General features: G+C 69.1%; 22 protein-coding genes. 12 read left to right on the forward strand and 10 right to left on the reverse strand.

Features of this window, described 5'->3' with window-relative positions; translation table 11 throughout:
* Positions 1–208: 208 nt before the first annotated feature.
* Together DKM19_RS02170 and DKM19_RS02175 are read left to right on the forward strand one after the other, a co-directional pair.
* Positions 209–1,126: an N-acyl homoserine lactonase family protein gene (locus DKM19_RS02170; protein WP_110694256.1), complete on the forward strand. Its 918-nt coding sequence runs from the start codon at positions 209–211 to the stop codon at positions 1,124–1,126.
* Positions 1,113–1,586, forward strand: coding sequence for a MarR family winged helix-turn-helix transcriptional regulator (locus tag DKM19_RS02175; protein WP_110694257.1), 474 nt, complete (start codon positions 1,113–1,115; stop codon positions 1,584–1,586). The genes DKM19_RS02170 and DKM19_RS02175 overlap by 14 nt, the downstream gene beginning before the upstream one ends.
* A gap of 340 nt (positions 1,587–1,926) precedes the next feature.
* Here DKM19_RS02175 and DKM19_RS02180 read toward each other — a convergent pair whose 3' ends face one another.
* The 3 genes from DKM19_RS02180 to DKM19_RS02190 form a co-directional block, all read right to left on the reverse strand.
* Positions 1,927–2,115 (reverse strand): hypothetical protein, encoded by a 189-nt coding sequence (locus DKM19_RS02180; RefSeq protein WP_110694258.1) that lies wholly within the window; start codon positions 2,113–2,115, stop codon positions 1,927–1,929.
* A 24-nt stretch (positions 2,116–2,139) separates the two neighbouring features.
* Positions 2,140–2,583 carry a VOC family protein gene (locus DKM19_RS02185; RefSeq protein WP_110694259.1) on the reverse strand — a complete coding sequence of 148 codons (444 nt, stop codon included), beginning with the start codon at positions 2,581–2,583 and terminating at the stop codon, positions 2,140–2,142.
* 232 nt (positions 2,584–2,815) lie between these two features.
* Entirely contained in the window at positions 2,816–6,157 is a 3,342-nt protein-coding gene (locus DKM19_RS02190) for a S8 family peptidase (RefSeq protein ID WP_162641222.1), read from the reverse strand.
* Between the two features lie 91 nt (positions 6,158–6,248).
* On the opposite strand from DKM19_RS02190, the gene DKM19_RS02195 reads away from it, so the two are divergent.
* Positions 6,249–7,268, forward strand: coding sequence for a TrmB family transcriptional regulator (locus tag DKM19_RS02195; protein ID WP_110694261.1), 1,020 nt, complete (start codon positions 6,249–6,251; stop codon positions 7,266–7,268).
* An 88-nt stretch (positions 7,269–7,356) separates the two neighbouring features.
* Here DKM19_RS02195 and DKM19_RS02200 read toward each other — a convergent pair whose 3' ends face one another.
* Positions 7,357–8,583, reverse strand: coding sequence for a glycoside hydrolase family 16 protein (locus tag DKM19_RS02200; RefSeq protein ID WP_110694262.1), 1,227 nt, complete (start codon positions 8,581–8,583; stop codon positions 7,357–7,359).
* A gap of 487 nt (positions 8,584–9,070) precedes the next feature.
* Between DKM19_RS02200 and DKM19_RS02205 the strand changes: the two genes are divergently transcribed.
* The gene (locus DKM19_RS02205; RefSeq protein ID WP_110694263.1) at positions 9,071–9,544 is read left to right on the forward strand and encodes a GNAT family N-acetyltransferase; all 474 of its coding nucleotides are present in this window, start codon (positions 9,071–9,073) and stop codon (positions 9,542–9,544) included.
* A 26-nt stretch (positions 9,545–9,570) separates the two neighbouring features.
* Here DKM19_RS02205 and DKM19_RS02210 read toward each other — a convergent pair whose 3' ends face one another.
* Positions 9,571–9,933 carry a LysR family transcriptional regulator gene (locus tag DKM19_RS02210; protein ID WP_110694264.1) on the reverse strand — a complete coding sequence of 121 codons (363 nt, stop codon included), beginning with the start codon at positions 9,931–9,933 and terminating at the stop codon, positions 9,571–9,573.
* A 242-nt stretch (positions 9,934–10,175) separates the two neighbouring features.
* Between DKM19_RS02210 and DKM19_RS02215 the strand changes: the two genes are divergently transcribed.
* From DKM19_RS02215 to DKM19_RS02230, 4 genes are all read left to right on the forward strand, one after another.
* Entirely contained in the window at positions 10,176–10,523 is a 348-nt protein-coding gene (locus DKM19_RS02215; RefSeq protein ID WP_110694265.1) for a DoxX family protein, read from the forward strand.
* Between the two features lie 107 nt (positions 10,524–10,630).
* A complete protein-coding gene (locus tag DKM19_RS02220) occupies positions 10,631–11,410 on the forward strand; it encodes an alpha/beta fold hydrolase (RefSeq protein ID WP_162641223.1) in 780 nt (259 codons plus the stop codon).
* A gap of 143 nt (positions 11,411–11,553) precedes the next feature.
* Positions 11,554–12,021: a pyridoxamine 5'-phosphate oxidase family protein gene (locus tag DKM19_RS02225; protein ID WP_110694267.1), complete on the forward strand. Its 468-nt coding sequence runs from the start codon at positions 11,554–11,556 to the stop codon at positions 12,019–12,021.
* Positions 12,021–13,010: a zinc-binding dehydrogenase gene (locus tag DKM19_RS02230; protein WP_239514047.1), complete on the forward strand. Its 990-nt coding sequence runs from the start codon at positions 12,021–12,023 to the stop codon at positions 13,008–13,010. Before DKM19_RS02225 ends, DKM19_RS02230 begins: the two co-directional genes overlap by 1 nt.
* Before the next feature lie 152 nt (positions 13,011–13,162).
* Here DKM19_RS02230 and DKM19_RS02235 read toward each other — a convergent pair whose 3' ends face one another.
* A complete protein-coding gene (locus DKM19_RS02235; protein WP_110694268.1) occupies positions 13,163–13,828 on the reverse strand; it encodes a DNA-binding response regulator in 666 nt (221 codons plus the stop codon).
* Between the two features lie 89 nt (positions 13,829–13,917).
* Here DKM19_RS02235 and DKM19_RS02240 point away from each other — a divergent pair, with 89 nt between their 5' ends.
* Positions 13,918–14,814 (forward strand): oxidoreductase, encoded by an 897-nt coding sequence (locus DKM19_RS02240; RefSeq protein ID WP_239514048.1) that lies wholly within the window; start codon positions 13,918–13,920, stop codon positions 14,812–14,814.
* Between the two features lie 213 nt (positions 14,815–15,027).
* Here DKM19_RS02240 and DKM19_RS02245 read toward each other — a convergent pair whose 3' ends face one another.
* Complete coding sequence (locus tag DKM19_RS02245) at positions 15,028–15,708, reverse strand: NADPH-dependent F420 reductase (protein ID WP_110705432.1); 681 nt, start codon at positions 15,706–15,708, stop codon at positions 15,028–15,030.
* 123 nt (positions 15,709–15,831) lie between these two features.
* Here DKM19_RS02245 and DKM19_RS02250 point away from each other — a divergent pair, with 123 nt between their 5' ends.
* Positions 15,832–16,386 carry a YciI family protein gene (locus DKM19_RS02250; RefSeq protein WP_110694269.1) on the forward strand — a complete coding sequence of 185 codons (555 nt, stop codon included), beginning with the start codon at positions 15,832–15,834 and terminating at the stop codon, positions 16,384–16,386.
* Positions 16,387–16,544: 158 nt separating this feature from the next.
* On the opposite strand, the gene DKM19_RS02255 is transcribed toward DKM19_RS02250, so the two are convergent.
* From DKM19_RS02255 to DKM19_RS02265, 3 genes are all read right to left on the reverse strand, one after another.
* The gene (locus tag DKM19_RS02255) at positions 16,545–16,790 is read right to left on the reverse strand and encodes a hypothetical protein (protein WP_204358623.1); all 246 of its coding nucleotides are present in this window, start codon (positions 16,788–16,790) and stop codon (positions 16,545–16,547) included.
* Complete coding sequence (locus DKM19_RS02260; RefSeq protein ID WP_110694270.1) at positions 16,791–17,123, reverse strand: DUF6247 family protein; 333 nt, start codon at positions 17,121–17,123, stop codon at positions 16,791–16,793. It lies immediately after the preceding gene.
* 189 nt (positions 17,124–17,312) lie between these two features.
* The gene (locus DKM19_RS02265) at positions 17,313–18,542 is read right to left on the reverse strand and encodes an ROK family transcriptional regulator (RefSeq protein WP_204358624.1); all 1,230 of its coding nucleotides are present in this window, start codon (positions 18,540–18,542) and stop codon (positions 17,313–17,315) included.
* A gap of 96 nt (positions 18,543–18,638) precedes the next feature.
* Here DKM19_RS02265 and DKM19_RS02270 point away from each other — a divergent pair, with 96 nt between their 5' ends.
* Positions 18,639–19,502: a LacI family DNA-binding transcriptional regulator gene (locus tag DKM19_RS02270; RefSeq protein ID WP_204358625.1), complete on the forward strand. Its 864-nt coding sequence runs from the start codon at positions 18,639–18,641 to the stop codon at positions 19,500–19,502.
* 149 nt (positions 19,503–19,651) lie between these two features.
* On the forward strand, positions 19,652–20,968 hold the full coding sequence (locus DKM19_RS02275; RefSeq protein WP_110694271.1) for an ABC transporter substrate-binding protein: 1,317 nt from the start codon (positions 19,652–19,654) through the stop codon (positions 20,966–20,968).
* The last annotated feature ends 43 nt before the right edge of the window (positions 20,969–21,011 follow it).

Below are 21,011 nucleotides of genomic sequence, written 5' to 3' on the forward strand. Positions count from 1 at the left end.
GCTCGTTCCGGACAGCACTCACATTAGGCAGGCACGACGTCCCGTTCTGCGTACAAACGCACGTTCAGGGCCGAGCGTGCACTACGACACATCCACGACCTTTTCCCGGAGCGATGCCGCCGCGCTGATGCTCCTGCCGGGAGCCGTGTCGGCCGATAGCGGGTCATAAATTCTTGACACGACATATATGTCGTGTAATCTAACTTTCATGAGGAACGAGACAACAGGTGCGACGAGCACGATCAGTCAGGTGTCGGTGGTCAGCACAGGGAGGGTGTCGATCCACCCCGAGCATGTGGGCCCCACCCGCAAGTCGATGTACTGGTGGCTGCTCACCTCGCGCAGGTGGACCGCTCCGTTGCCGATCAATGTCTATGTGATCGAGCGCGGCGATGGGCTGGTGCTGTTCGACACCGGTCAGGATCGCGCGTCGGTGACCGATCCCGGCTACTTCCCCGGCGGCATCAACGGCCTGGTGTACGACAGGCTGGCACGCTTCGAGATCGGCTCTGCCGAAACTCTCACGAACAGGCTGGCCGCCATCGGCTACGACATCGCCGACGTGCACACGGCGGTGCTCTCCCACCTGCACCAGGACCACATCGGGGGGCTGCGCGAGCTCTCCCATGCCGAGATCGTGGTCAGCGGTGAGGAATGGCGGTCCTTCAAAAAGCCCCTGCCGGAGCCGCGCGGGTTCCTGCCGTCCCACATCGACCTCCCCGGGCTGCGCTGGCGATATGTCGACCCCGGCCCCATCGACGACCCCGGGCTCGCGCCCTTCACGACCGGCCACGACCTGTTCGGCGACGGCAGCCTTGTCCTGCTGCCCACCCCCGGCCACACTCCCGGGTCGATGTCGCTGCTGGTCCGGGGCGCCGGACATCCGCCGCTGCTCATGGTCGGCGACGTGACGTACGACGATCACCGGCTGAGGGAGGGTCTGGTCCCGGGGGTCGGGGAGAGGCGGCAGCTGGACGACACCACCAAGGCGATCAACACACTGCGGGAGCGGAACCCGGGGCTGGTGATACTGCCGGCGCACGATCCCGGAGCGGCCGCACGCCTGGCCGCCGTGAGCGGGGCCTTCACCGGGAAACGGGAGGTGCGTTCGTATGCGACGGGCTGAAGAACTCCGGTACCTGATCCTGGCCGCCCAGCGAGAAGGCAACCGGCTGCTCGGCCAAGCCCTGCGGCCGCTCGGCATCACCTCCTCCCAGGCCGAAGTGATCCGCATCCTGCAGGATCGCGGGTCGCTCACCCTCAACGGTCTCGGTGACCTGCTGGTCTGCGAGAGCGGCAACAGCCCCAGCCGTCTGGTCGATCGGCTCGCGTCCGCGGGCCTCGTCAACCGCCAGGTGTCGGCACACGACCGCCGCCACATCGAGCTGTCCCTCACGGAGGAGGGGCTGCGCCTCGCCCGGCTGATCATCGAGATCGAAGAGGACCTCTACCGGTCCATCGATGCCGCGGCCGAAGGCCATGACCTCGATGAGATCACCGGATTTCTCCGGACCTTCGTCGCCGACCTGCCGGCCGGCCAGGCGCTGGCCCGTCGCGTCGCCACCGAACAGGAAGCTTCCCCATGACCATCCAGAGAGCGAACTGGCTCCCGAAGAGCCCGATTCCCGAACGGCCCGGCTTCCGACAGGCCTGGCTTCTGACCGGTCCGGCTCCCGAACGGCCCGGCTTCTGACCGGCCCGATCCCCGACCAGTCCGATTTCCGACCAGTCCGGCTCCCGAACGGCCCGGTCCCCGAACGGCCCGGCTCCCGAACGGCCCGGTCTCCGATCGGTTCGGCTTCTGAGCGAGCCGGCTTCTGAGCGAACCGCCATCCCGCGCCCGGCACGTGGGCGAGGGTCCGACCCGTCGTTTCCTGTCCCGTCGGCTCCGGTGTCCTACGGCCGGCGGGACAGGTGTCATGTGCCCTAGCCGTCCGCAGCGCGGACGATTCGGTAGCCGAGTTCGGCAAGTCGCCGAGTCATGTAGTCGGCATACCACTGCGGCCACTCCTCGTCGCGCCGGCCGCCGAGATCTTCCTTCTCGTGGATGTCGTGCGCTGTAGCTGCCTGGTTGAGAAGATCGAGAATGATCTCGGTCGTGTTGATGGGCTCCATTTGCCTCTCCTCACTGTGTTGTGTTCAGCGGCCGGGGGCGCGGGTGACGATCTCCTGAAGGGTCCACTCATTGCCGTCTGGGTCGGCGAACGAGGCGAAGGAGCCATAGTCGGCACGGTCAGGGTGCGGCCCGGAAACACGGTTCTCCGTACCGGCGTGGTGGAAGACGCCGTCGGCGTCGTGCCAGACCTCGCTGACGTCGGCGCCGCGGGCGAGCAGTTCGGCGCGGGCGGCCTCGATGTCGGTGACGATCAGGTGCAGACCCTGCGCCGATCCGGGAGCGGCGGCGGAGACGCCGTTCCCGAAGATGATCGACGCCTCCGACCCGGGCGGGGTGACCTGCACGACGCGGAAGCTGTCGCCGACCGGGAAGTCGGCGTCCAGGCGGAAACCGAGCTGCTCGTAGAAGGCCTTGGCGCGGTCGACGTCGGAGACGGGAATGACCAGAACTTCGAGCTTCAGATCCACGATGCGGTTCTCCTTGATGCGGTGGCCGAGGAACGTGGTCAGAGGTGAACCTTGGTAGAGCTATCGTCTCAGCCGACGATGCGCGAGGGGCTCTCGGGCGCGAGGAGTCCACGGAAGCCGTAGCCACCCGACGACGGAAACCCCGCCGCATCCAGAAGGCGCGGCGGGGTTTCCGGGACTCGCTTGACGGGAGTCCCGCCGCATCCAGGGGGCACGGCGGGGTTCCCCGGATTCACTTGATCTCGTAGGCCCTGATGACGGTCTCGGTGAAGGCGTTGCCACCGGTGTCGGCGGCCTTGACGCGCAACGAGGCGAACCTGCCGCGCGTGCCGGCCGGATGCCGGGTCTCGGCGGACCAGTCACCCTTGCCCGACGGATGCACCAGCGTGGACAGCCAGGTACGGCCGTCGTCGTAGGAGATCTCCACGGTGAGCGTGGTCACCTTCAGGTCGGGTGAGCCGTCCTGGCGCTGGAGGTGCAGCGGGATGCGCATGTGGCCCACGGCGGCGCGGTTGCGGTCGTCCAGCTCCGGGTCGATCTTGACGGCCATCAGGGGCAGCGCCTGCTGCTTGCCCGACACGGGCGTCTTCGACCTGAATCGCCACTCGGCGCTGACCTTGGTGGAAACCTTGGTCATGACCGGGTCGCGGTCGGCGGTCATGGTGAGCCGGTACTGGCTCTCCTTCTTGTCGGCGGGCACCTCGACGTTGCCGGGCAGGTAGTCGGCGGCGTAGATCTCCTTGCCGTCGCGGTAAAGCTTGGCCTGCGAGTTGAGGTAGCTGCCGACGGAGAAGCGTTCGGACGTGCTGTCCTCGAACAGCCCGGAGGCGAACTGCAGCAGGTTCTCCTCGCGCCAGGAGAAGTCGCCGCCCGGGGTGAGCCCGGCCGCGAAGACGCCGGTGTTCCAGCGTTCGGAGGTCTTCTGGCCGGCACGGTAGACGATGGTCTTGTCGTTCCTGTGGAAGAAGAACTGGTCGATGTTGTCCCAGGCGTCGGCCTTGTACTGGATGAAGGACGGGTACCAGCCGGTGTCGCCGGGCGTGTAGTACTCGGTCCGGTGGAACGGGAGCGAGAACTGGGAGACGCCGCCGTACGGCATCCACGCCAGCTCCGTCCCGTACAGCGCGGGCAGGGCGAAGTGCTCGCCCTGCTTGCCGTCCTGCTGGGTGCCGTAGGTGGAGGTGACCTCGGCGAGGTCGCGGCGGCGCGGGCGGTAGCCGGGGTCGGCGGGGATGCGCGGCTCGGCCTTCATCAGGTGGTAGAAGTACGGGCTGTCGTCGTAGGTGCCGTCGCCCTTCGGCTTGGCCCACTGCGTCCAGCGGTAGAAGGCGAACTTCTTGCTCGCCGTGCGGGTCGTGGGGATGGCCTTGACGCCTTCGACGCGGTCCGCGCCCCACAGGCCGCCGAGGTCGACGTCCACACCGAGGGGCTGCTTGCTGTCGACGAGCTGGAGCATGCCGAGCAGGCCGATGGCCAGCCGGGCCGTCGGCTCCTCCGTGCGCACATCCACCGGCCGGGCCTTGCGGGCGTCGGCGGTGAAGGTGTGGTCGGCGTTGAGGGTGAACTCCGGATCCGCGGCCATCACCACGGCGCCGTCCTGGTCGGCCATGAGGGCGACGACCGTGTAGCGGTGGCCCTTCTCCAGCCTGAGGTCCAGCGTGCCGCCGGAGATGTCGTAGTTGACCTGATCCTCGGCCTCGAGGTCGATCACCCCGGCGAAAGCGACCTGGGCGGGCTTGCCGTCCGAGCCGGTGAAGCGCAGCTTGAGCCCGCGCTTCTCCGGCCCGACCCGCATGCCGATGCCGGTGCGTACGGAGACCTCGGCGTTGGCGGCGATGACCGTGCCGCTGTACGTGCCGATCGCGCCCGGCTCGGCGGTCACCTTGACCTGCGCGGTGCCGTGGGCGGGGACCTCCACCGTGGTGGCGCCGAGCTTGAACGGCGTCGCCGTCTCACCCCGGCCGTCCTTGGCCGTCACGCTCAGGTCCAGCCGTACGGCGGCGTCGCCGTCGTTGCGGTAGGTGAGGGTGCTCTCGCGAGGCGTGGAAACGGGCAGCTCGATGTCCCCCATGCTCAGCGAGGCGGGCTCGGCCGTGACCTGCTGGGTGACGGCGCGGGCGACGTCCACGCGGCCGGAGCCCTGGACGTAGGCGCCCAGCTCGTAGCCGGGCGCGGTGGAGGCCATCAGCGCCGCCTTGATCTGGTCGGCCTTCCAGTCGGGGTGCCGGCCGGCGACGATCGCCGCCGCTCCCGTCACGTGCGGGGTGGCCATGGACGTGCCGCTCATCGCCGTATAGGAGTCGTCCACCGGGAAACCGGCGGAGGTGCCCGCGGCCCTGGCCGCGATGATGTCCACGCCGGGCGCGATCAGGTCGGGCTTGACCGCGGCGTCGCCGGCGCGCGGGCCGGTGCTGCTGAACTCGGCGACCGTGTCGTCGTCGCGGTAGGAGGCGCCGACCGACAGCGCGCGGTCGGCGCTGCTCGGCGAGCCGAGCGTCTGGGGGCCCTCGTTGCCCGACGCGATGACGAACAGGGTGCCGTACTTCTCCGACAGCGTGTTGACGGCCTGCTCCAGCGGGTCGTCGCCGGGAACGTCGGGGCCGCCGAGGCTGAGGTTGGCGACGCGGGCGCCGTTCTCCGCCGCCCAGGTCATGCCCTCGATGATCGCCGAGTCCGGGCAGTTTCCGCTCTGCTCGCAGACCTTGCCGATCAGTAGCTTCGCCTCGGGGGCGACGCCCTTGTTCTTGCCGCCCGAGGCGGCGCCGGATCCGGCGATGGTGGAGGTGACATGGGTGCCGTGGCCGTTGAGGTCGCGGACGTCGGGCTCGGAGGTGAAGTTCTCGGACTTGGCGACCAGGCCCTGCAGGTCGGGGTGGCCGGGGTCGTAGCCGCTGTCGAGCACCGCGACGGTGACGTCCTTGCCGGTGTAGCCGGCCGCCCATGCCTGGGGGGCGCCGATGTGCGGGACGCTGACGTCGAGGGACAGCTTGGCCTTGCCGTCCAGCCAGATCTTCTCTGGCCCGGCCGCCGCTCTGGCGGCCGGCCCTGCCAGGGACTTCCAGAGCGTGCCCGCGCTGGCGTGCGGCTCGCTCCGGGCGATGCCGTTGATCGCGGGCAGCGGGCGCCCGCCTGCGGCGCGCAGCGTGGCGGTGCCGGCGGGGTACGTCACGATCAGCGGGAGCGCCTGGCTGGCGGCGTCGTCGTAGCCGAACGCGGCGAGCTGGGTGATGTTGAACAGCCGGGGGTCGAGCTTGCCCGCGGCCAGGAGCGGCATCGCGTCCACGGGGACGATGCTGAGCCCGTCCTTGGCCCGGCGATGTATGAAGTTGATCTTCTCCCTACCGGGGCCCGGTTCGACGTCGAGCTGGTCCTGCTTGGTGGGGAGCGGGCGAAGGGTGACCTTGTCCCCGGTGATGAGGGTGATCGTCTTGGGCGGTCCGGCCTCCACGGTGGCCTGCCCGGCCGGGGTGGGGGCCGGGGCCGTGGGGGTGGGGGTGGGTGTCGCCTGGGCCGGCGTGGCGGCCGCTACCAGGGCCGCTACCACAATGCCGATAAGGGGGGTTCTCTGAAGCACAACCCGATTTCTAACTGTATGTGAACTTTGGTGGCAAGGTTGTTCCTGTGGCCTATTGCGGCAACTGCCGAAAGTGGCCAAGATCCTAGGCATGCTTGATGACGGCCCCGCGCTGGAAGTGGTGGGGATCAGCGCGTTCGACGAGCGGATCTATCGCGAGGTGCTGGCCTGCCCCGGCATCGCGGTGCAGGAGCTCGTCATGAGGAGCGGGGAGAGCTCGGGGCGCATCCAGACGTCGCTGAGCAGGCTCCGCACCAAGGGCCTGGTCAGCCGCCTGTGGGGACGGTCGCCCCGCTGGACGGCGACGAACCCGGGGACCGCCATCCGCTCGCTGGTGCGCGGCCTGCAGAGCGACCTGGACCGGCTCACCGACACGGCCGACCAGCTGGAGGCGGCCTTCCGTACCGTCGGCCAGGACCTGGAGGAGGGCGGCCAGTTCGAGGTCCTGGCGGGCCCCGACGAGCAGGCCCGATGGTACGTCCGGCTGCAGCAGGAGGCCAAGGAGGAGGTGCTGACCTTCGACCGGCCCCCGTACGTGCTGGACTATCACAACCCGGTGCAGACCGGCCTGCTCCGCAAGGGTGTCCGCTACCGGACCATCTACGTGCCGGAGGCGTTCGATCACGCGGGGGCGCTCGACGAGGTGGGCAGCCTGGTCAAGGCGGGCGAGGAGGCGCGGGTCCTGCCCGCGCTGCCGTTCAAGATGGCCATCGTCGACCGGTGGCTGGCGGTCATGCCGCTGCACATGGACCCGCCGCTGACGCGCGGGGTGCTGATCAAGGGGTCCACCATGGTGGTGGCCCTGGTCGAGCTGTTCGAGCGCATGTGGCAGGAGGCGCTTCCGATATGGCCGCCCACGCCCGGTGACGACGCGCCGGAGCCGGTCGGCGACCCCGGCCGGGGCGAGGAACAGAAGTGGCCGGAACTCAGCCCGGAGCATCGCCAGTTGCTGGCGCTGCTCTCGGCCGGGCTCAAGGACGACGCCATCGCCCGCCAGTTCGGCACCAGCCCGCGCAGCCTCCGCCGCCGCCTGCGCGGTCTCCTGGACGAGCTGAACGCCGAGACCCGCTTCCAGGCGGGGGCCCAGGCCAGCCGCCGGGGTCTCGTCTGACCTTCTCGCGCGACGGTGGCACCGCGCCGTACGGGGTGTTCATGCCCGCCTCGCGGTGTGCGGGGCGGGCTCACACATATCCGCTCCGTCAGGAACGGGTCCACTTCTGGTTGGATGCGCCGGTGCAGTCCCAGAGTTGGAGCTGCGCGCCGTTGGCGGTGTTGCGGCCCACTATGTCCACGCATCGGTTGGCGGCCGTGTTGACGAGGTCGCCTGCCGGGGTGAGCGTGAAGCGCTGGGCGGCGGTGCCGTTGCAGGTGTAGAGCTGGATCGGCGTGCCGTTGGCCGTGCCGGCCGCCGCGGCGTCCATGCACTTGCCCATCGCGCGGACCGTGCCGTCGCTGTTGACGGACCATTGCTGGGCGGTGCTGCCGTTGCAGTCGTACATCTGCAGTCGGGCGGCGTCCGCGGGGTTGGCGGCGGGGATGTCGATGCAGCGACCGCTCAGGCTGGACCTCAGCACGTTGCCGGTCCCGGGTCCGTCGTTGGTCCATGCGGAGACGCGGACGTAGTCGATCAGCATCGTCTGCGGGAACGTGGTGCCGGCATTCGGGTTGCCCGGCCAGTTACCGCCGACCGCCACGTTCAGGATCATGAAGAACGGGTGGTCGTAAACCCACTGGTTGCCGCGGATGTTGGCCGGCGTGACGCGGAAGTACTCCGAGCCGTCCAGGTACCAGACGATGAGGTTGGGAGACCAGTCGATCGAGTATGTGTGGAAGGTGTCGCCGAGCGGCGCGCCGATCGTGCGACCACCGCCGATGCCGCTGCCGCCGGAGTAGCCGGGGCCGTGCACGGTGCCGTGGACGGTGTTCGGTTCGTAGCCGACGTTCTCCATGATGTCGATCTCGCCGGTGTTCGGCCAGTTGCCGCCGCCGAGCATCCAGAACGCCGGCCAGATGCCCTGACCTTTGGGGATCTTGATGCTGGCCTCGAAGCGGCCGTACGCCTGGCTGAACCTGTCGGCGGTCAGGATGCGACCGGAGGTGTACTGGCAGGTGCCGTAGCTGCACTGGAGATTGGACGGGTTCTCCCGGCGGGCGGTGATGGCGAGGTGGCCTTGCCCGTCGTGGGACACGTTGCGGGTCGAGTTGGTGTAGTACTGCAGCTCGTTGTTGCCCCAGCCGCTGCCACCGGTGTCGAATTTCCACTTGGAACCGTCGATGGACGTTCCTGCGGTGCCGTTGAACTCGTCGGACCAGGTGACAGGGCCGATGGCGGCTTCGGCCCGATCATTGCCCGTGATGGCGACCAGGCCACTGGTCAGAGTGATGAGCATGGCCGCGGCCATGAGGAGGAGCCGGGGTTTGCGCATGGAAGCCTCCGGTCTGTGGTCCTGCGGGGCACGGGCTTCCGGTCCACGCCCTCACGGTATGGAGGCGCGCGCCGACGTGCCCTGTGCTGTCGGAAGTACCTTTACTAGTTAAATTAAGAGGATGTAACACCCGAGTCACGTATATTGTCAATAAGAAGCTTTACTTATTATTTGTATGGGTCATCGGTCCGGAGCAGGCATGTATTGCGCCTGGGGCCACCTCATGGACGGGCATCGGCTTCCACCTCGCCTTCCAGACCGTCGCCCGGCTGTTCGGCGGCGCAGGGGCCGTCTTCAACGTGACCGGATCCGGCATCCTGGGAATCGTCACCTGTGCGGCTGCCGTTCTCGCTCGGCTGGACAGCCGTGGAACGTCCCCACCGAGAACGGCTGAACCGGCCGGACCCCTGAACCGTCTGGAGAGGCGTCTCTCGCGCCGGAAGACAGGGGTACCGGGACGCGCGTAGCCAGCCCGTATGGTTCTCGCATGACTCAGAGCCTCCGGCTGGCGCCTGTCACCCCTGCCAACGTCGAGGCGGCCATCGCCGTGAAAGTCCGTCCCGACCAGGAGCGCTTCGTCTCACCGGTGGTGAAGTCGCTGGCCGAGGCCTACGTCCACCCGGAGGTGGCCTGGCCGCGCCTCATCCTCGACGACGACCTTCCCGTGGGCTTCCTCATGGCCTTCCTTGACATCGACTGGAACGGCGAGGGGGCCGACTTCCGGTCCGGCCTGTGGCGCCTCAACGTGACACCCGATGCACAGGGGCGCGGTGTCGGCCGTTTCGCCGTCGAATCGGTGGCCGCCGAAATCAGGCGTCGCGGCGGCAAGCAGATGTACGTCACGTGGGAGCCGGGAGAGGACGGGCCCGAGGGCTTCTACCGGAGGCTCGGGTTCCAGCTCACCGGTGAGAAGAGCGGGGGTGAGACGGTCGGGGTGCTGGATCTGACGCACGGTTCGTAACGGCGGGCACCGCGGCCACAGGAGGATCAAGGCCGGAGCGGCTTCCACCGGGGATGGCGGGCCCGGAAGGCGTCCCGGTAGGGACACAGGTCATGGGCGTTGATGGGGAGCCTGCCGACGCGGAGCACGGCGGTGATGCCCCGAGCGGCCAAGTGGGCGCGTTCGAGGCTGTCGCGCAGGTTTGCGTAGATCGGGCGCATGTCGTCGTGGAGTTGACGGCCGAGCGGTGTCAGGCGTACCCGGCGGTGGTTGGAGCGGTCGAACAGCGCGCCGCCCAGGCGGCGTTCCTGCTGGTTGATCGCCTGGTTGACGCGGGCCTGGGAGGCGTGGAGCCGCTGGGCGGTTCGGCCGAAGTAGAGCTCCTCGGCCGGCGCCAGGAGGATCTCGATGTCCCGTAGATCCGCCTTTGATCCTTTCGTCCAATAATCCGCATGTTATCGATGCGCGCACGAATCCGGCGTTGATCCAGACCCCGGCTCCACAGCAGGGTGGACGTATCCGAAAAGCCCGAATGTGACCGAAGGACGCCCGTCACATTCGCCCGAGCCCCGGTGTCATTGAAGTGTCGGGCCGCTTCCGGCTGGGTCATGGCAGCGGCGAGTCCGGCCCTCGCACCAAAGGAGAATCTCTGATGTCCACCGCTTATGTCATCGTCACCATTCTGGCCGCGGCCTGGGTGGGGTTCTCGGCCGTCTCGATCTTCATCCGCGCAAAGTGGGTTGTGGAGCCGCTGGCCGAGTACGGCGTTCCTCGCTCGTGGTGGCCCTGGCTGGGTACCGCCAAGGCCGCGGGTGCCGCAGGTCTGGTCGTCGGGTTGTTCGTCCCGGCCATCGGCATCGCCGCCGGCATCGGCCTGGTGGTGTACTTCATCGGCGCGGTCATCACCGTGATCCGCGCGCGCTCCTACAAGCACATCCCCTTCCCTCTGCTGTACCTGGTGCCGGTCGTCGTCGCCATGGCGCTGGGATCCGCCGCGTAAGGACGACTGACATCGGGTGATCCCGGCAGGAAAAGCCGTGGCGACCGCCGCGCCAAGCTGTTACGAAGGGCGGCGTACAAGAGGCCGGGCGAAAGGTGGCGGGCAACGTGGGCGCGGTCGGGAAACGCGTGATCGGCGATGTGCCGATCGTGGCGGAAGACCATGGTGGGCAGGGTGGGGACGTGCTTCTCCTGCACGGTGGCGGCCGGACACGCAGGGATTGGGACGTCCTGGCGGGGCTTCTCATGAGCGCCGGCTTCCGGCCGGTGTCCATGGACCTCCGCGGCCATGGTGAGTCCGGCGAGGCGCCGTGGTCGTGGGAGGAAGCGCTGGCGGACGTCGCCGCCGTCGTGGAGGAGTTCGGACTTCACCGGCCGGTGATCGTCGGGCACTCTCTGGGGGGTATGGTCGCCGCGCTGTGGGCCGGGGAGCATCCGGAATGTCCGCTCGCGGTCAACCTCGACGGTCACGGCAACCCGACCAGACCCGACCAGTTCCTCGGTCTGGACGAGGTGCCGGCGGCGCGTGCGTGTCAGGAGATGACCTCGTTTCTGAGCGAGATGGGGCAGGGGCTCCCCGAGTCGTTTCTCCAGGTCATGCGAGAGATAGACGCTCTCGACCTTTTCGTCGCCTACCGCGCCGCGCGTTGCCCGCTCCTTGTTGTCAGCGGTGATGCGACGGCCTTCGCCGGCATGTTCCCCGAGCATCTCGTCCCTGCCTGGAATGCGTACTGCGCGTGGGTGGAGCGCGAACTGGAGGCGGCCGTGCGAGAGACGTCGCTGGTGCGGACGGTGTCCCTGCCCACCGGACATGATCCACACAGGGAGGACCCGGAGGGGCTGCTGCGCCTCCTGATCGGAGGCCTCGATGCGTCGATCATGGCTTGATGGGGGGCTGAGCTGGGCAGGGAACCGGTCGTGAGGGACCGTTCGTCACCCCTCTCAACGGCCCGACCGATCAAGGCGTGACCCGCGCGGAAACCTTGACCTCCTCCCCGAGGCCGAAATACGGGGGCACCAGGAGGAGCGACGTGAAGACAATCGACGACGACATGCGCCTGATCGTGGAGACCGCGCGGCTGTCCTTCGTGGCCACCGTGTGCCCCGACGGCTCGCCCAATCTCTCGCCCAAGGGATCGATGCGGGTATACGACGACGAGCACATCGCCTTCATGGACATCGCGTCCCCGAACACGGTCGGCAACCTCGAACGCGATCCGCGTATCGAGATCAACTCGATCGACTTCCTCCGCAGGCGGGGCTACCGGTTCAAGGGCACCGCGGAGTTCCGCGAGTCCGGCGACCCCGTGTACGAGTGGCTGCACGCCTGGCTGCTCGACCTGAACGGTCCCGGCTACCCCGCCAATCGCGTGATTCTGGTGCGCGTGGAGAGGGCGCTGCCGATCCTGTCTCCGGCCTACACCTTCGGCGACGCCGACGAGAGTGATCTCAGGCGGGCGTGGGCGCACACGTACCTCGCCGACCTGGAAGAGGGATGATGAGCGGCCGGGAGACCATGACCGCGGCGTACATCACGCGGCCCTGCCCGGCGGACGAGATACGGATCGGCCGGCTCCGGATGCCCGAGCCCGGCTCGTCGGAGGTCCTGGTGAAGGTACGGGTCCTCGCGGTCAACCACGTCGACACCTTCGTCCGCTCCGGCGCCTACCGGACGCGCCTGCCGTACCCGTTTGTCATCGGCCGCGACCTGGTGGGGGCCGTGGCCACGGCGGCGCCGGGATTCGCCCCCGGCGACACGGTGTGGTGCAACAGCCTGGGGCTCGACGGTCGCCAGGGGTCCTTCTCCGAGTACGCCGCAGTGCCCGCCGACCGGCTCTACCCCCTGCCCGACGGCGTCGATCCGGAGAACGCGGCCGCCTCCCTGCACACCGCCGCCACCGCGCACCTCGGCCTGTTCAAGGAGGCGGGCCTGCGGATCGGGGAGACGGTCGTCGTGATCGGCGCGGGCGGCGGGGTCGGCACGGCCACCGTTCAACTCGCCGCGGCCGCGGGGGCGCGGGTCGTCGCGACCGCACGCCCGGACGACTTCGACTGGTGCCGGCGGTGCGGCGCCGACGAGGTCGTCGACTACCACGACCCGGATGTGTACGCGGAGATCGCCAAACTCGCCCCCGACGGGGTGGACGTGTTCTGGGACAACGGCGGCCGGCACCCCCTGGAGCGGACCGTCCCCCTGCTCGCCCGCGGCGGCCGGATGATCATCATGGCCGGCCTCGGCGCCACCCCCGTGCTGCCGGTCGGGCAGCTCTACACGCGCGACGCCAGCCTCCGCGGTTTCGTGATCAGCAACGCCACCGTGGCCGAACTCGCCGCGGCGGCCACGGCGATCAACCACCTCCTGGCCCGCGGCACCCTGGTCTCCCGGATCGGGACGCGGCTGCCGCTCACCGAGGCCGCCCGGGCCCACCGCCTCCAGGAAGGCGCCGAGCCCCACCGCCCCCGCGGGCGCATCATCGTCCTCCCGTGACGCGGTCCGTTTCCTGCGGTACGCGAGACGGGTCCGGCAGTGGGGCACGGTCGCTGAGAGACAGCCCGTGACGGCACCGGTCACGATCGGTCGAACGCCGATGGCCCGTGAAGATCAAAAAGTCCGGGAAACAACCGGTGGGCCGCCGTCGGTCACCCGTTGAGCCTGAGCTCGCCCACGCGCAGCCCGGCCTGGAACCGAGAGCCGGCCTCCAGCTTCGCCATCAGCTCCGCGACCCGTCTCCGGTAGGTGCGCAGTGAGAGGCCGAGCTGCCTGGCCGCGGTCTCGTCGGTGTGTCCCGCACCGAGGGCGCGGAGGATCGTCAGGCTGTCCGCGTCGAGGTGGGGCACGTCTCCATCGAGATAGGCGGCGAGGTCGGTGGCGGTCTCCCAGGCCGCTTGGAAGAGGGCGTACACGCCGCCGACCAGCGTGGGCGAGGTGGTCACCGTGAACTCGCGGAAGCCCGGCGCGTCACGGCCGGCGAGGATCATCACCCGCCGGTCGATGATGATCGTCTCGTGAGGAAGCGGGGTCGAGCTGATCCGGACCCGGGCGCCCTTCTCCATGACCTGGCGAAGGTGCAGTCTTGTCGCCTCGTCGGCCAGGGCGGCCGGGCTGAGGAGCTTGTTCACCGCGAAGCCGGCCTCGCCGCCCGCGCGGATCCGATCGCTGATCGCCTGTCGTGCCGCCGGCTGGGACCACGTGTCGAGGTCACGCGCCACGCACACGAACTCCTGCTGAGCGCCGGCGAACAGATGACCGGCCCGGGCGACGAGTTCCGTGTCACCGCGGACGGTGAGGACCTGGTCAGCGGTCATCCGTTCGTCACCCCCGTCATCGTGCGGGCGATGGCAGCTTGCTGCCACCGCGTTGGGCCACTGTACATAAACGGGGAAGGCTGACCGGCATGACGATGGACAGCGCACACTCAGGTTCGGCCACCCCCGCGGCTCTCTCGGGAAGTTTCCTCCTCGGCGGAGATCTCCCCGTACACCGGCTCGGTTTCGGGGCCATGCGGCTCCCGACCGGCAGTTTCCAGGGGCCTGCCCGTGACCCGGAAACCGGCGTCGCGGTGCTTCGCCGTGCGGTCGAACTGGGCGTCAACCACATCGATACGGCGTGGTTCTACCAAAGGGGCGGGGTGGTGGCCAACGAGCTCATCCGAACGGCGCTTGCCCCGTACGGAAGCGACCTGGTGATCGCGACGAAGGTCGGGCCGTTGCTCGGCGGCGAGGGGGTTCCGAGCGGTCAGGCCGGGCCGGACCAGCTCCGGGGCCTGGTGGAGGACAACCTGCGCAACCTTGGCGTGGACCGGCTCGACCTCGTCTATCTGCGGGTGGGTGGCATGACCGGCCCCGGTGGAGAGTCGATCGCCGCCCGGTTCGCGGCCCTCGCCAGGCTGCGCGAGGAAGGGCTGATCCGGCATCTGGGCATCAGCAACGTCGATGCCGCCCAGCTGGCCGAGGCGCAGGAGATCGCCCCGGTGACGGCCGTGCAGAACAGTTTTCACGTGCAGGACCAGGGTGACGTCAAGCTTCTGGCGCAGTGCGAGAGGGATGGGATCGCCTTCGTGCCGTTCTTCCCGCTCGGCGGTGGTCGTCGTCCGATCGACGCGGCCCGGATGGCACAGGTCACCGCCCGTCATGAGGCGACCGTCGCGCAGACGGCACTCGCCTGGCTGCTGGCGAGATCACCCGTACTGCTCGCCATCCCCGGCACCGGTTCCCTCGACCACCTGGAGGAGAACATGGGCGCGAGCCGTATCCGCCTGACGCCTCAGGACCTCGCCGCGCTCGGGGACTGACCACGTGTCTCGGAGACGGATGGTCTTGGCGCCGGGGCTCATGGAAGGGGAACTGGCCGAAGGCACGCTTCCGACGGGGTAGCCCCGCTAGGGGCGGCGGAGTCCGACGCGCCGTTCGCCTCGGCACCGCGCGGCCCGAAGAAGGCAACGAAGATCGGACCGGCAGGCCCCAAGGGGCCTGCCGATTTGCTGATACCTCGGCCGGCCCGGAGGTCAGCGCTGGGCAGCGGCCAGCTTCGCGCGGAGCGCCGCGGCTTCGGTGGGCACTCCCGGCGACTCCCAGAAGTTCTCGATTCCCCCCGCATAAAGGAAGCCGTACGAGGGGGTCCCCGGCTGGAAACGCCACCCGTCCGCGAGTGATCCCGCGTCGACGGTGTCGTAGCCGATCCGGTCGAGGAACGCGGTCGTCTCACCCTTCGCGCCGGCGTCGTCGCCCGCGATCGCCAGGGCACTGCGGTCCGCCGCGCCGGCGGGCCGGGCCAGCGCCCGCAGATGCTCGAAGTAGATGTTGTTGAAGACCTTGACGATCTTGGACGTCGTCAGGTGCTGCTGCAGCAGCTCGCTGGACGTGGTGGACTCGGCGTCGAGCTCCGGGAAGGCCCCGTCCCGCTGGGTGTAGTAGTTGTTGGTGTCGAGGACGGTCTTGCCGGCCAGCGGCTCCACCGGAACGTCGCGATAAGCCTTGAGCGGTATGCTGACGACCACCAGGTCGCCGGCCGCGGCGGCCTCGGCGGAGGTCCCGGCACTGGCCTTCGGCCCGAGCTCGTCGACCAGTTCCTTCAAGGTCTGCGGGCCGCGCGAGTTGCTCAGCACCACGTCATAGCCGGCCGCGACGGCGAGCCGGGCGACCGTGCCACCAATATTTCCACTGCCGATGAATCCAATGGTTGTCATGACAACCATTAACCTCCGTGCCGCACCCGACATTCCCCGCCGCTTCCATGGTCCGCGGGCAAGTCTTGGAAGGGATTCGGTCAGGAGGGGTGCCGCCGCCACGATCACCTAGGCTGAACGACCGTGGAGTATTTCGTCTACGGTCGTGACCGCCCCGGCGCCTTCGAGCTCAAGGTGAGCCTGAACGAAGACCACTGGTCCTTCATGGACGGGTACGGCGAGCTGCTGGTCGCCCGCGGTCCGACAATGACCGGTGACGGCGACGACGCCGAGTCGACGGGCAGCCTGCACATCGTCGACCTACCGGACGCTGAGGCCGCCCGCACGTTCGCCTACGAAGAGCCGTACTACCGCGCCGGCGCCTTCGAGTCGGTGCTGCTGTGCCGCTTTCGCAACGTCCTGGGCCGCACCATGTGGGACTTCACCGAGGCCGTCGACGGCTACAGCCGGTTCCTGGTGATCGTCATGGGTGAGTCCGACCTCGCGCCGGTCACGTCGAAACACATGATCGTGTACGGCGAGCTGCTCGCCCCCGACGGCGAGGCGAGGCTCGGCTGGGCAGCCACAGTGGAGGCGCCGGACCGGGAAACCGCCGCGACGCTACTGCCGGTCGGCGGAGACGGCCACACGGAGGTCCATCTCTGGTTCTTCGGAGGCAGACCCGTCAAGCGTTGCTGAAGGGAGCCGAACCCGCGCTGTCAGCTTGGGGTCATCCACTGACCTTGGCGTCCTGATCTGGGGAAACGGGAGCGCAGGTCAGGATAGGGCGAGTGACCGTGAGCCTCCATGAGTGACCGTGGTCTCCTGCCTGTTCCGGCACGCATCTGGCACGTGGATCATGGCCACTCAACGCGGATGAGATACACCTCGCGTTGTTCCTCCAGAACCATGTACGTCGCAAGGCCGCGCTCGCCGAAGGCGTGAGTGAGCATGTTGGCCTTGGGGTTGGCCGAGTTGTACGGCCGGCCGCTCCACGGTGCGGTCTCCAGGAGGGTGAAAAGTTCGGCGAGTGGGCGTAGGGCCTCCTCCGGAACTGCGGTGATCTGGTCCTCGGCGACCGGGTCGAGTGTGAGCTGGTACACCTACGGCTCGACTCCGCGAGCGATGAGAACCTCACGCCATGGCCTACCCTGAGGGACCGGCTCGCCGGCAATGATCTGTTCGGCTCTGATGTGCATCCGGCGACGTCCTTCGGGATCTCTCACCGAGTCGCATGCGGAAATCCACCACCGGTGGACGAAGCCGTTCAGCGCGCCGAGATCCAGGCTCACCCGGACCTCGTCGAGCACTGCCTTGAGTCCCGCGTCGAACGCTTCACGGTCCTGCGGCACGACCAGAGCGGCGCGGATGGCCCGCAGGTTCTTCTCCGGCATGGGCGGACCGGACGGTGTGAAGTCCTGCGGTTGCGCTGTCATGCTGAGGTCCCCTCTCCCTGTCATAGAGCCTACAGAGCCCAGCCGACACAGTTCGGGAACCTCGGCATTCGGCCGATGCTTGCGGGCGTCGTCGTGGACCGGCTGCGCGTAGGACTTCCCGCCATGGTCGCCGAGTAACCGGAGTTCGTCACGTTGACCTGCATCGCGAACCGGAGTCGTGTGGCCGCGTTAGGCCTGTGGCGCGGTGACCTGGGGGCCGTGACCGGGGGCGACGGATCCCTGCAGCACGAGGGCCGCCCCGCCGATGGCCGCGGCGTCGCGGGGGTTGCTCGACAGGTCGACCTCCACCGCGTGCACCCCGCGTGAGAACGCCCGCTCCGCGAGGCGGCGGCGGATCTCGCTGACGTAGAGCGAACCGGCGACGGCGAAGCCCGGCCCCGCGAGCACGAGCGTGTCGAGGTCCCAGATGTTGGCGAGCATCAGGGCGCCGTCGGCGAGGAGCAGGGCCGACTCGTCGACCAGCGCGCGGGCCTGCCCGTCGCCGTAGATCGCCGCACGGGCGAGGACGTCGAACGCCCGCGCGTCCGGGTCGTCAGGGCGGATCCTCAGGCGGTCGGCCAGGCCCGGCGTGGCCCGGGCACGCTCGACGAGCACGGAGGGCGCGGCGTACAGCTCGAGGCAGCCCCGGCCGCCGCAGTGGCACCGCTCACCGTCGCGGACCACCGAGACATGACCGATCTCGCCCGCGTTGGAGCTGGCGCCGCGGTGGAGCGCGCCGTCGAGGACGACCCCGGAGCCGATTCCCGAGTTCATGTAGAGGCATCCGAAGGTCCGCTCCCGCGAGACCTGCCGCCCCCAGAACTCGCCCACGGCGGCCGCGGCGGCGTCGCTGTCGACGAGCACCGGCACGCCCAGCTCGGCGGTCAGGGCCTGGCCGAGGTCGAGTTCGGACCACCGCTCCAGCCCCGGGAGCGCGAGGAACCTGCCCCGTGCGACGTCGACCGGACCCGGGCCGACGACGGCCAGCCCCGCCACGCTCTGCGGCGACAGACCCAGGCCCTGCGTGACGTCGCTGTAGAGCGCGGCCAGCTGGGCCACGACGTCCTCCGGCTTCTCGGAGGGAGGCGCGGAGACGAGCTCGCGCCCGACCGTGCCGCCACGCGTATCCGTCACGACGCACGTGAGAGTGTCGGCACCGACGCGGATCCCGACGCCGTATGCTGAGCGGGAGTTGATCACGAGCAGGGTCCGTGGCTTGCCACCGGTCGCGACCGTGGCACCGGTCTCGCGGACGACGCCGTCGTCGATCAGGCGGCGGACGATGTTGGAGATCGTCGGCTGGGTCAGCCCGGTCGCCTCGACGAGCTCCACCCGGCTGATCGGCCCGGAGGACCGGATGAGGTCGACGATGAGCGCACGGCTCCCGGGCCCTGCGGCCGCGGACTCTCGTCGGGCCACGCTCAACCGCCTCTCGCCCCGGCCGTGCGTACGGCAGCACTACGTTACAGGGCACGAGGTTAGTTCACGCAGGCAGTGCACGAGGGAGGGGCACCGATGGTCGCGGCATGGACGGGCACGGAGACACGTCCGCGGACGGGCACGCCGGTGGGTCTCGCCCTCGTACGCGACGCCGAGGTCCTCGGCGCAGAGCCGTTCTTCCACGAGTTCATCGCGGGCATGGAGCGGGTCCTCGTCCCCCTGGGCGTGCCCGTGCTCCTCCAGGTGGTCGCCACGATTCAGCAGGCGAGCGACCGGATGCGCGCGTGGGCGGCCCAGGGGCAGGTGCAGGGGATGATCCTGATCGACCTGCTTCCCGGCGACGAGCGGGTCGCGCTCGTCGGCGAGCTGGGCATGCCGACCGTGGTCATCGGCGACCCGGTCACCGCCGGGGGGCTGCCCGCGGTGTGGACGCAGGACGAGGTGGCCATGCGCGACGTCGTCGCCGCGCTGGTCGCGGGCGGGCACACGCATCTCGGCCATGTCGCCGGGCCCGCGGAGATGGCGCACACGATCATCCGCCGCCGCACGTTCCACGCCGTCGCCTCGGAACACGGGGTACGGACGACGACGTTCGACGGCGACTACTCCGAGGCGGCCGGGGTGCGCGCCGTCACCGCCCTCACGGGGATCGACGACCGGCCGACGGCGCTGGTCTTCGACAACGACGTCATGGCGCTCGGTGCGCTCCACGAGGCGCGCCGTCTCGGGCTGGGGGTCCCCTCCGACCTGTCTTTGGTGGCGTGGGACGATTCGGCTCTCTGCCAGCTCGCTGAGCCGCCGCTCAGTGCCGTCAGCCATGACGTGCAGGCACTGGGTGAGCTGGTCGGCGACGCCGTGGCCGAGGTGCTGGCCGGGGTGACGCCGTGCATGATCACGGCCGCGCCGGCGACGCTGGTCGTTCGTGGCTCGAGCATTTAATAGATTACTAATCTTTCTTATTGACTTCAGGGCTTCCCGTCCTGCACGCTGTGGTGCGAACAGCCTCTGCAATGTCTGCGCAACCCACGAGTAACCCCCGGGACACACGCCTCCCGACCACCCCCCGGAACATGAGCAAAGGAAGCCCCATGCACCGCACCATGCCTCGGGCCGTACGCGGGGTGGCCGCGTTCGCCGCCGGAGCCCTGCTTCTCTCCCTCGCCGCCTGCGGCTCCGACGACTCGGCGGCGGACCCGGCGACCGCGGCGAGCGGCGGCTCCATCGACGTCGTCACCCGCTGGACGGCGGGCAACTCGGCCGCCGCGGCCCAGAAGCGCGTCTTCGACGCGTTCACCGCGGAGACGGGCATCAAGATCAACCTCACCGAAGGCCTCGAAGCCATCGACGACCAGGTGGAGACCGCCGTGGCGGCGGGCAAGTCTCCCGACCTGGTGATCGTCAACCTGTTCGACAAGACGGTGGGCTGGCTGGACGCGGGTGTCACGGTCCCCGTCGACCAGTACGTCAAGGACTGGGGCCTCGCCGCCACGATGAAGCCGGAGGCCCTCGACGAGTGGCGGGTCGGCGGCGTCGCCGGCGGCGAGCTCCAGGGCCTGCCGTTCTCCGGGTTCAGCTGGCCGTTCTGGTACAACACCGATCTGCTGACCAAGGCCGGTGTCACGGAGGTCCCGAAGTCCACCGACGATCTCATCGCCGCCGCCAAGAAGCTGCGCGCCGCGGGCGTCGGGCCCGTCGCCGTCGGCGGCAACGACTGGAGCGGTCAGAAGCTCTTCTACCAGATCGCGCAGTCGTTCACCGACGCCGCGACGATGCAGAAGATCATGAAGGAGGGCGGCTACTGCGCGACGCCGTCGGTCATGAACGGCATCAAGCTCTTCACCGACCTGCGCGACGCCAAGGTGTTCGTCGACAACGTGGCCGGCCTCAGCTCCGACGACATGTACGCCTCCTACTACTCCGGCAAGGCCGCGATCATGTCGGCGGGTTCGTGGGCGTACACGGAGTCGAAGGCCTCGGGCACCGGGATCGAGACGCGTACGGCCCTCGGCGGCTTCCCCGTCCCGAGCGGCTCTGTCTACCCGAAGCCGACGGCCTACCAGGGCTTCACCGGCGTCGGGTTCATGATCACGAAGCAGGGCGCCGAGCCCGGCAAGATCGACAAGATCCGCCAGCTTGTGACGGAGTTCTACGGCCAGCCGGCCGTCGGTGACTTCGTCAAGGATGCCGGCATCCTGCCCCCGGTCACCGGCGACTTCTCCTCGTCCGCGACCGACCCGCTGCTGAAGGCCTCGCTCGGCCTCGACGCCGACGTCGACTACGCGGTCCTGCCCGACGTCTGGATCGGCTCCGCGTCCGACCCGATCACCCAGGTCCTGACCGGGGCCTACGGAAAGGCGACCCCGCAGGAGATCTGCGGGGACCTCGACACCGCGACCAAGGGCTGAGACCCGATCGCTGAGTGGGGCCGCCGTGCCAGGCGGCCCCACC

Origin of the sequence: Streptosporangium sp. 'caverna', assembly GCF_003203775.1 — a bacterium.
GTDB classification, from domain to species: Bacteria; Actinomycetota; Actinomycetes; order Streptosporangiales; family Streptosporangiaceae; genus Streptosporangium; species Streptosporangium subroseum.

Bases quoted from the DNA above. Each gene is read 5' to 3' on its own strand.
- DKM19_RS02170 (WP_110694256.1), top strand. From the start codon at position 209: ATGAGGAACGAGACAACAGGTGCGACGAGCACGATCAGTCAGGTGTCG.
- DKM19_RS02175 (WP_110694257.1), top strand. From the start codon at position 1,113: ATGCGACGGGCTGAAGAACTCCGGTACCTGATCCTGGCCGCCCAGCGA.
- DKM19_RS02180 (WP_110694258.1), bottom strand. From the start codon at position 2,115: ATGGAGCCCATCAACACGACCGAGATCATTCTCGATCTTCTCAACCAG.
- DKM19_RS02195 (WP_110694261.1), top strand. From the start codon at position 6,249: ATGCTTGATGACGGCCCCGCGCTGGAAGTGGTGGGGATCAGCGCGTTC.
- DKM19_RS02200 (WP_110694262.1), bottom strand. From the start codon at position 8,583: ATGCGCAAACCCCGGCTCCTCCTCATGGCCGCGGCCATGCTCATCACT.
- DKM19_RS02205 (WP_110694263.1), top strand. From the start codon at position 9,071: ATGACTCAGAGCCTCCGGCTGGCGCCTGTCACCCCTGCCAACGTCGAG.
- DKM19_RS02215 (WP_110694265.1), top strand. From the start codon at position 10,176: ATGTCCACCGCTTATGTCATCGTCACCATTCTGGCCGCGGCCTGGGTG.
- DKM19_RS02230 (WP_239514047.1), top strand. From the start codon at position 12,021: ATGAGCGGCCGGGAGACCATGACCGCGGCGTACATCACGCGGCCCTGC.
- DKM19_RS02235 (WP_110694268.1), bottom strand. From the start codon at position 13,828: ATGACCGCTGACCAGGTCCTCACCGTCCGCGGTGACACGGAACTCGTC.
- DKM19_RS02240 (WP_239514048.1), top strand. From the start codon at position 13,918: ATGACGATGGACAGCGCACACTCAGGTTCGGCCACCCCCGCGGCTCTC.
- DKM19_RS02245 (WP_110705432.1), bottom strand. From the start codon at position 15,708: ATGACAACCATTGGATTCATCGGCAGTGGAAATATTGGTGGCACGGTC.
- DKM19_RS02260 (WP_110694270.1), bottom strand. From the start codon at position 17,123: ATGACAGCGCAACCGCAGGACTTCACACCGTCCGGTCCGCCCATGCCG.
- DKM19_RS02270 (WP_204358625.1), top strand. From the start codon at position 18,639: ATGGTCGCGGCATGGACGGGCACGGAGACACGTCCGCGGACGGGCACG.
- DKM19_RS02275 (WP_110694271.1), top strand. From the start codon at position 19,652: ATGCACCGCACCATGCCTCGGGCCGTACGCGGGGTGGCCGCGTTCGCC.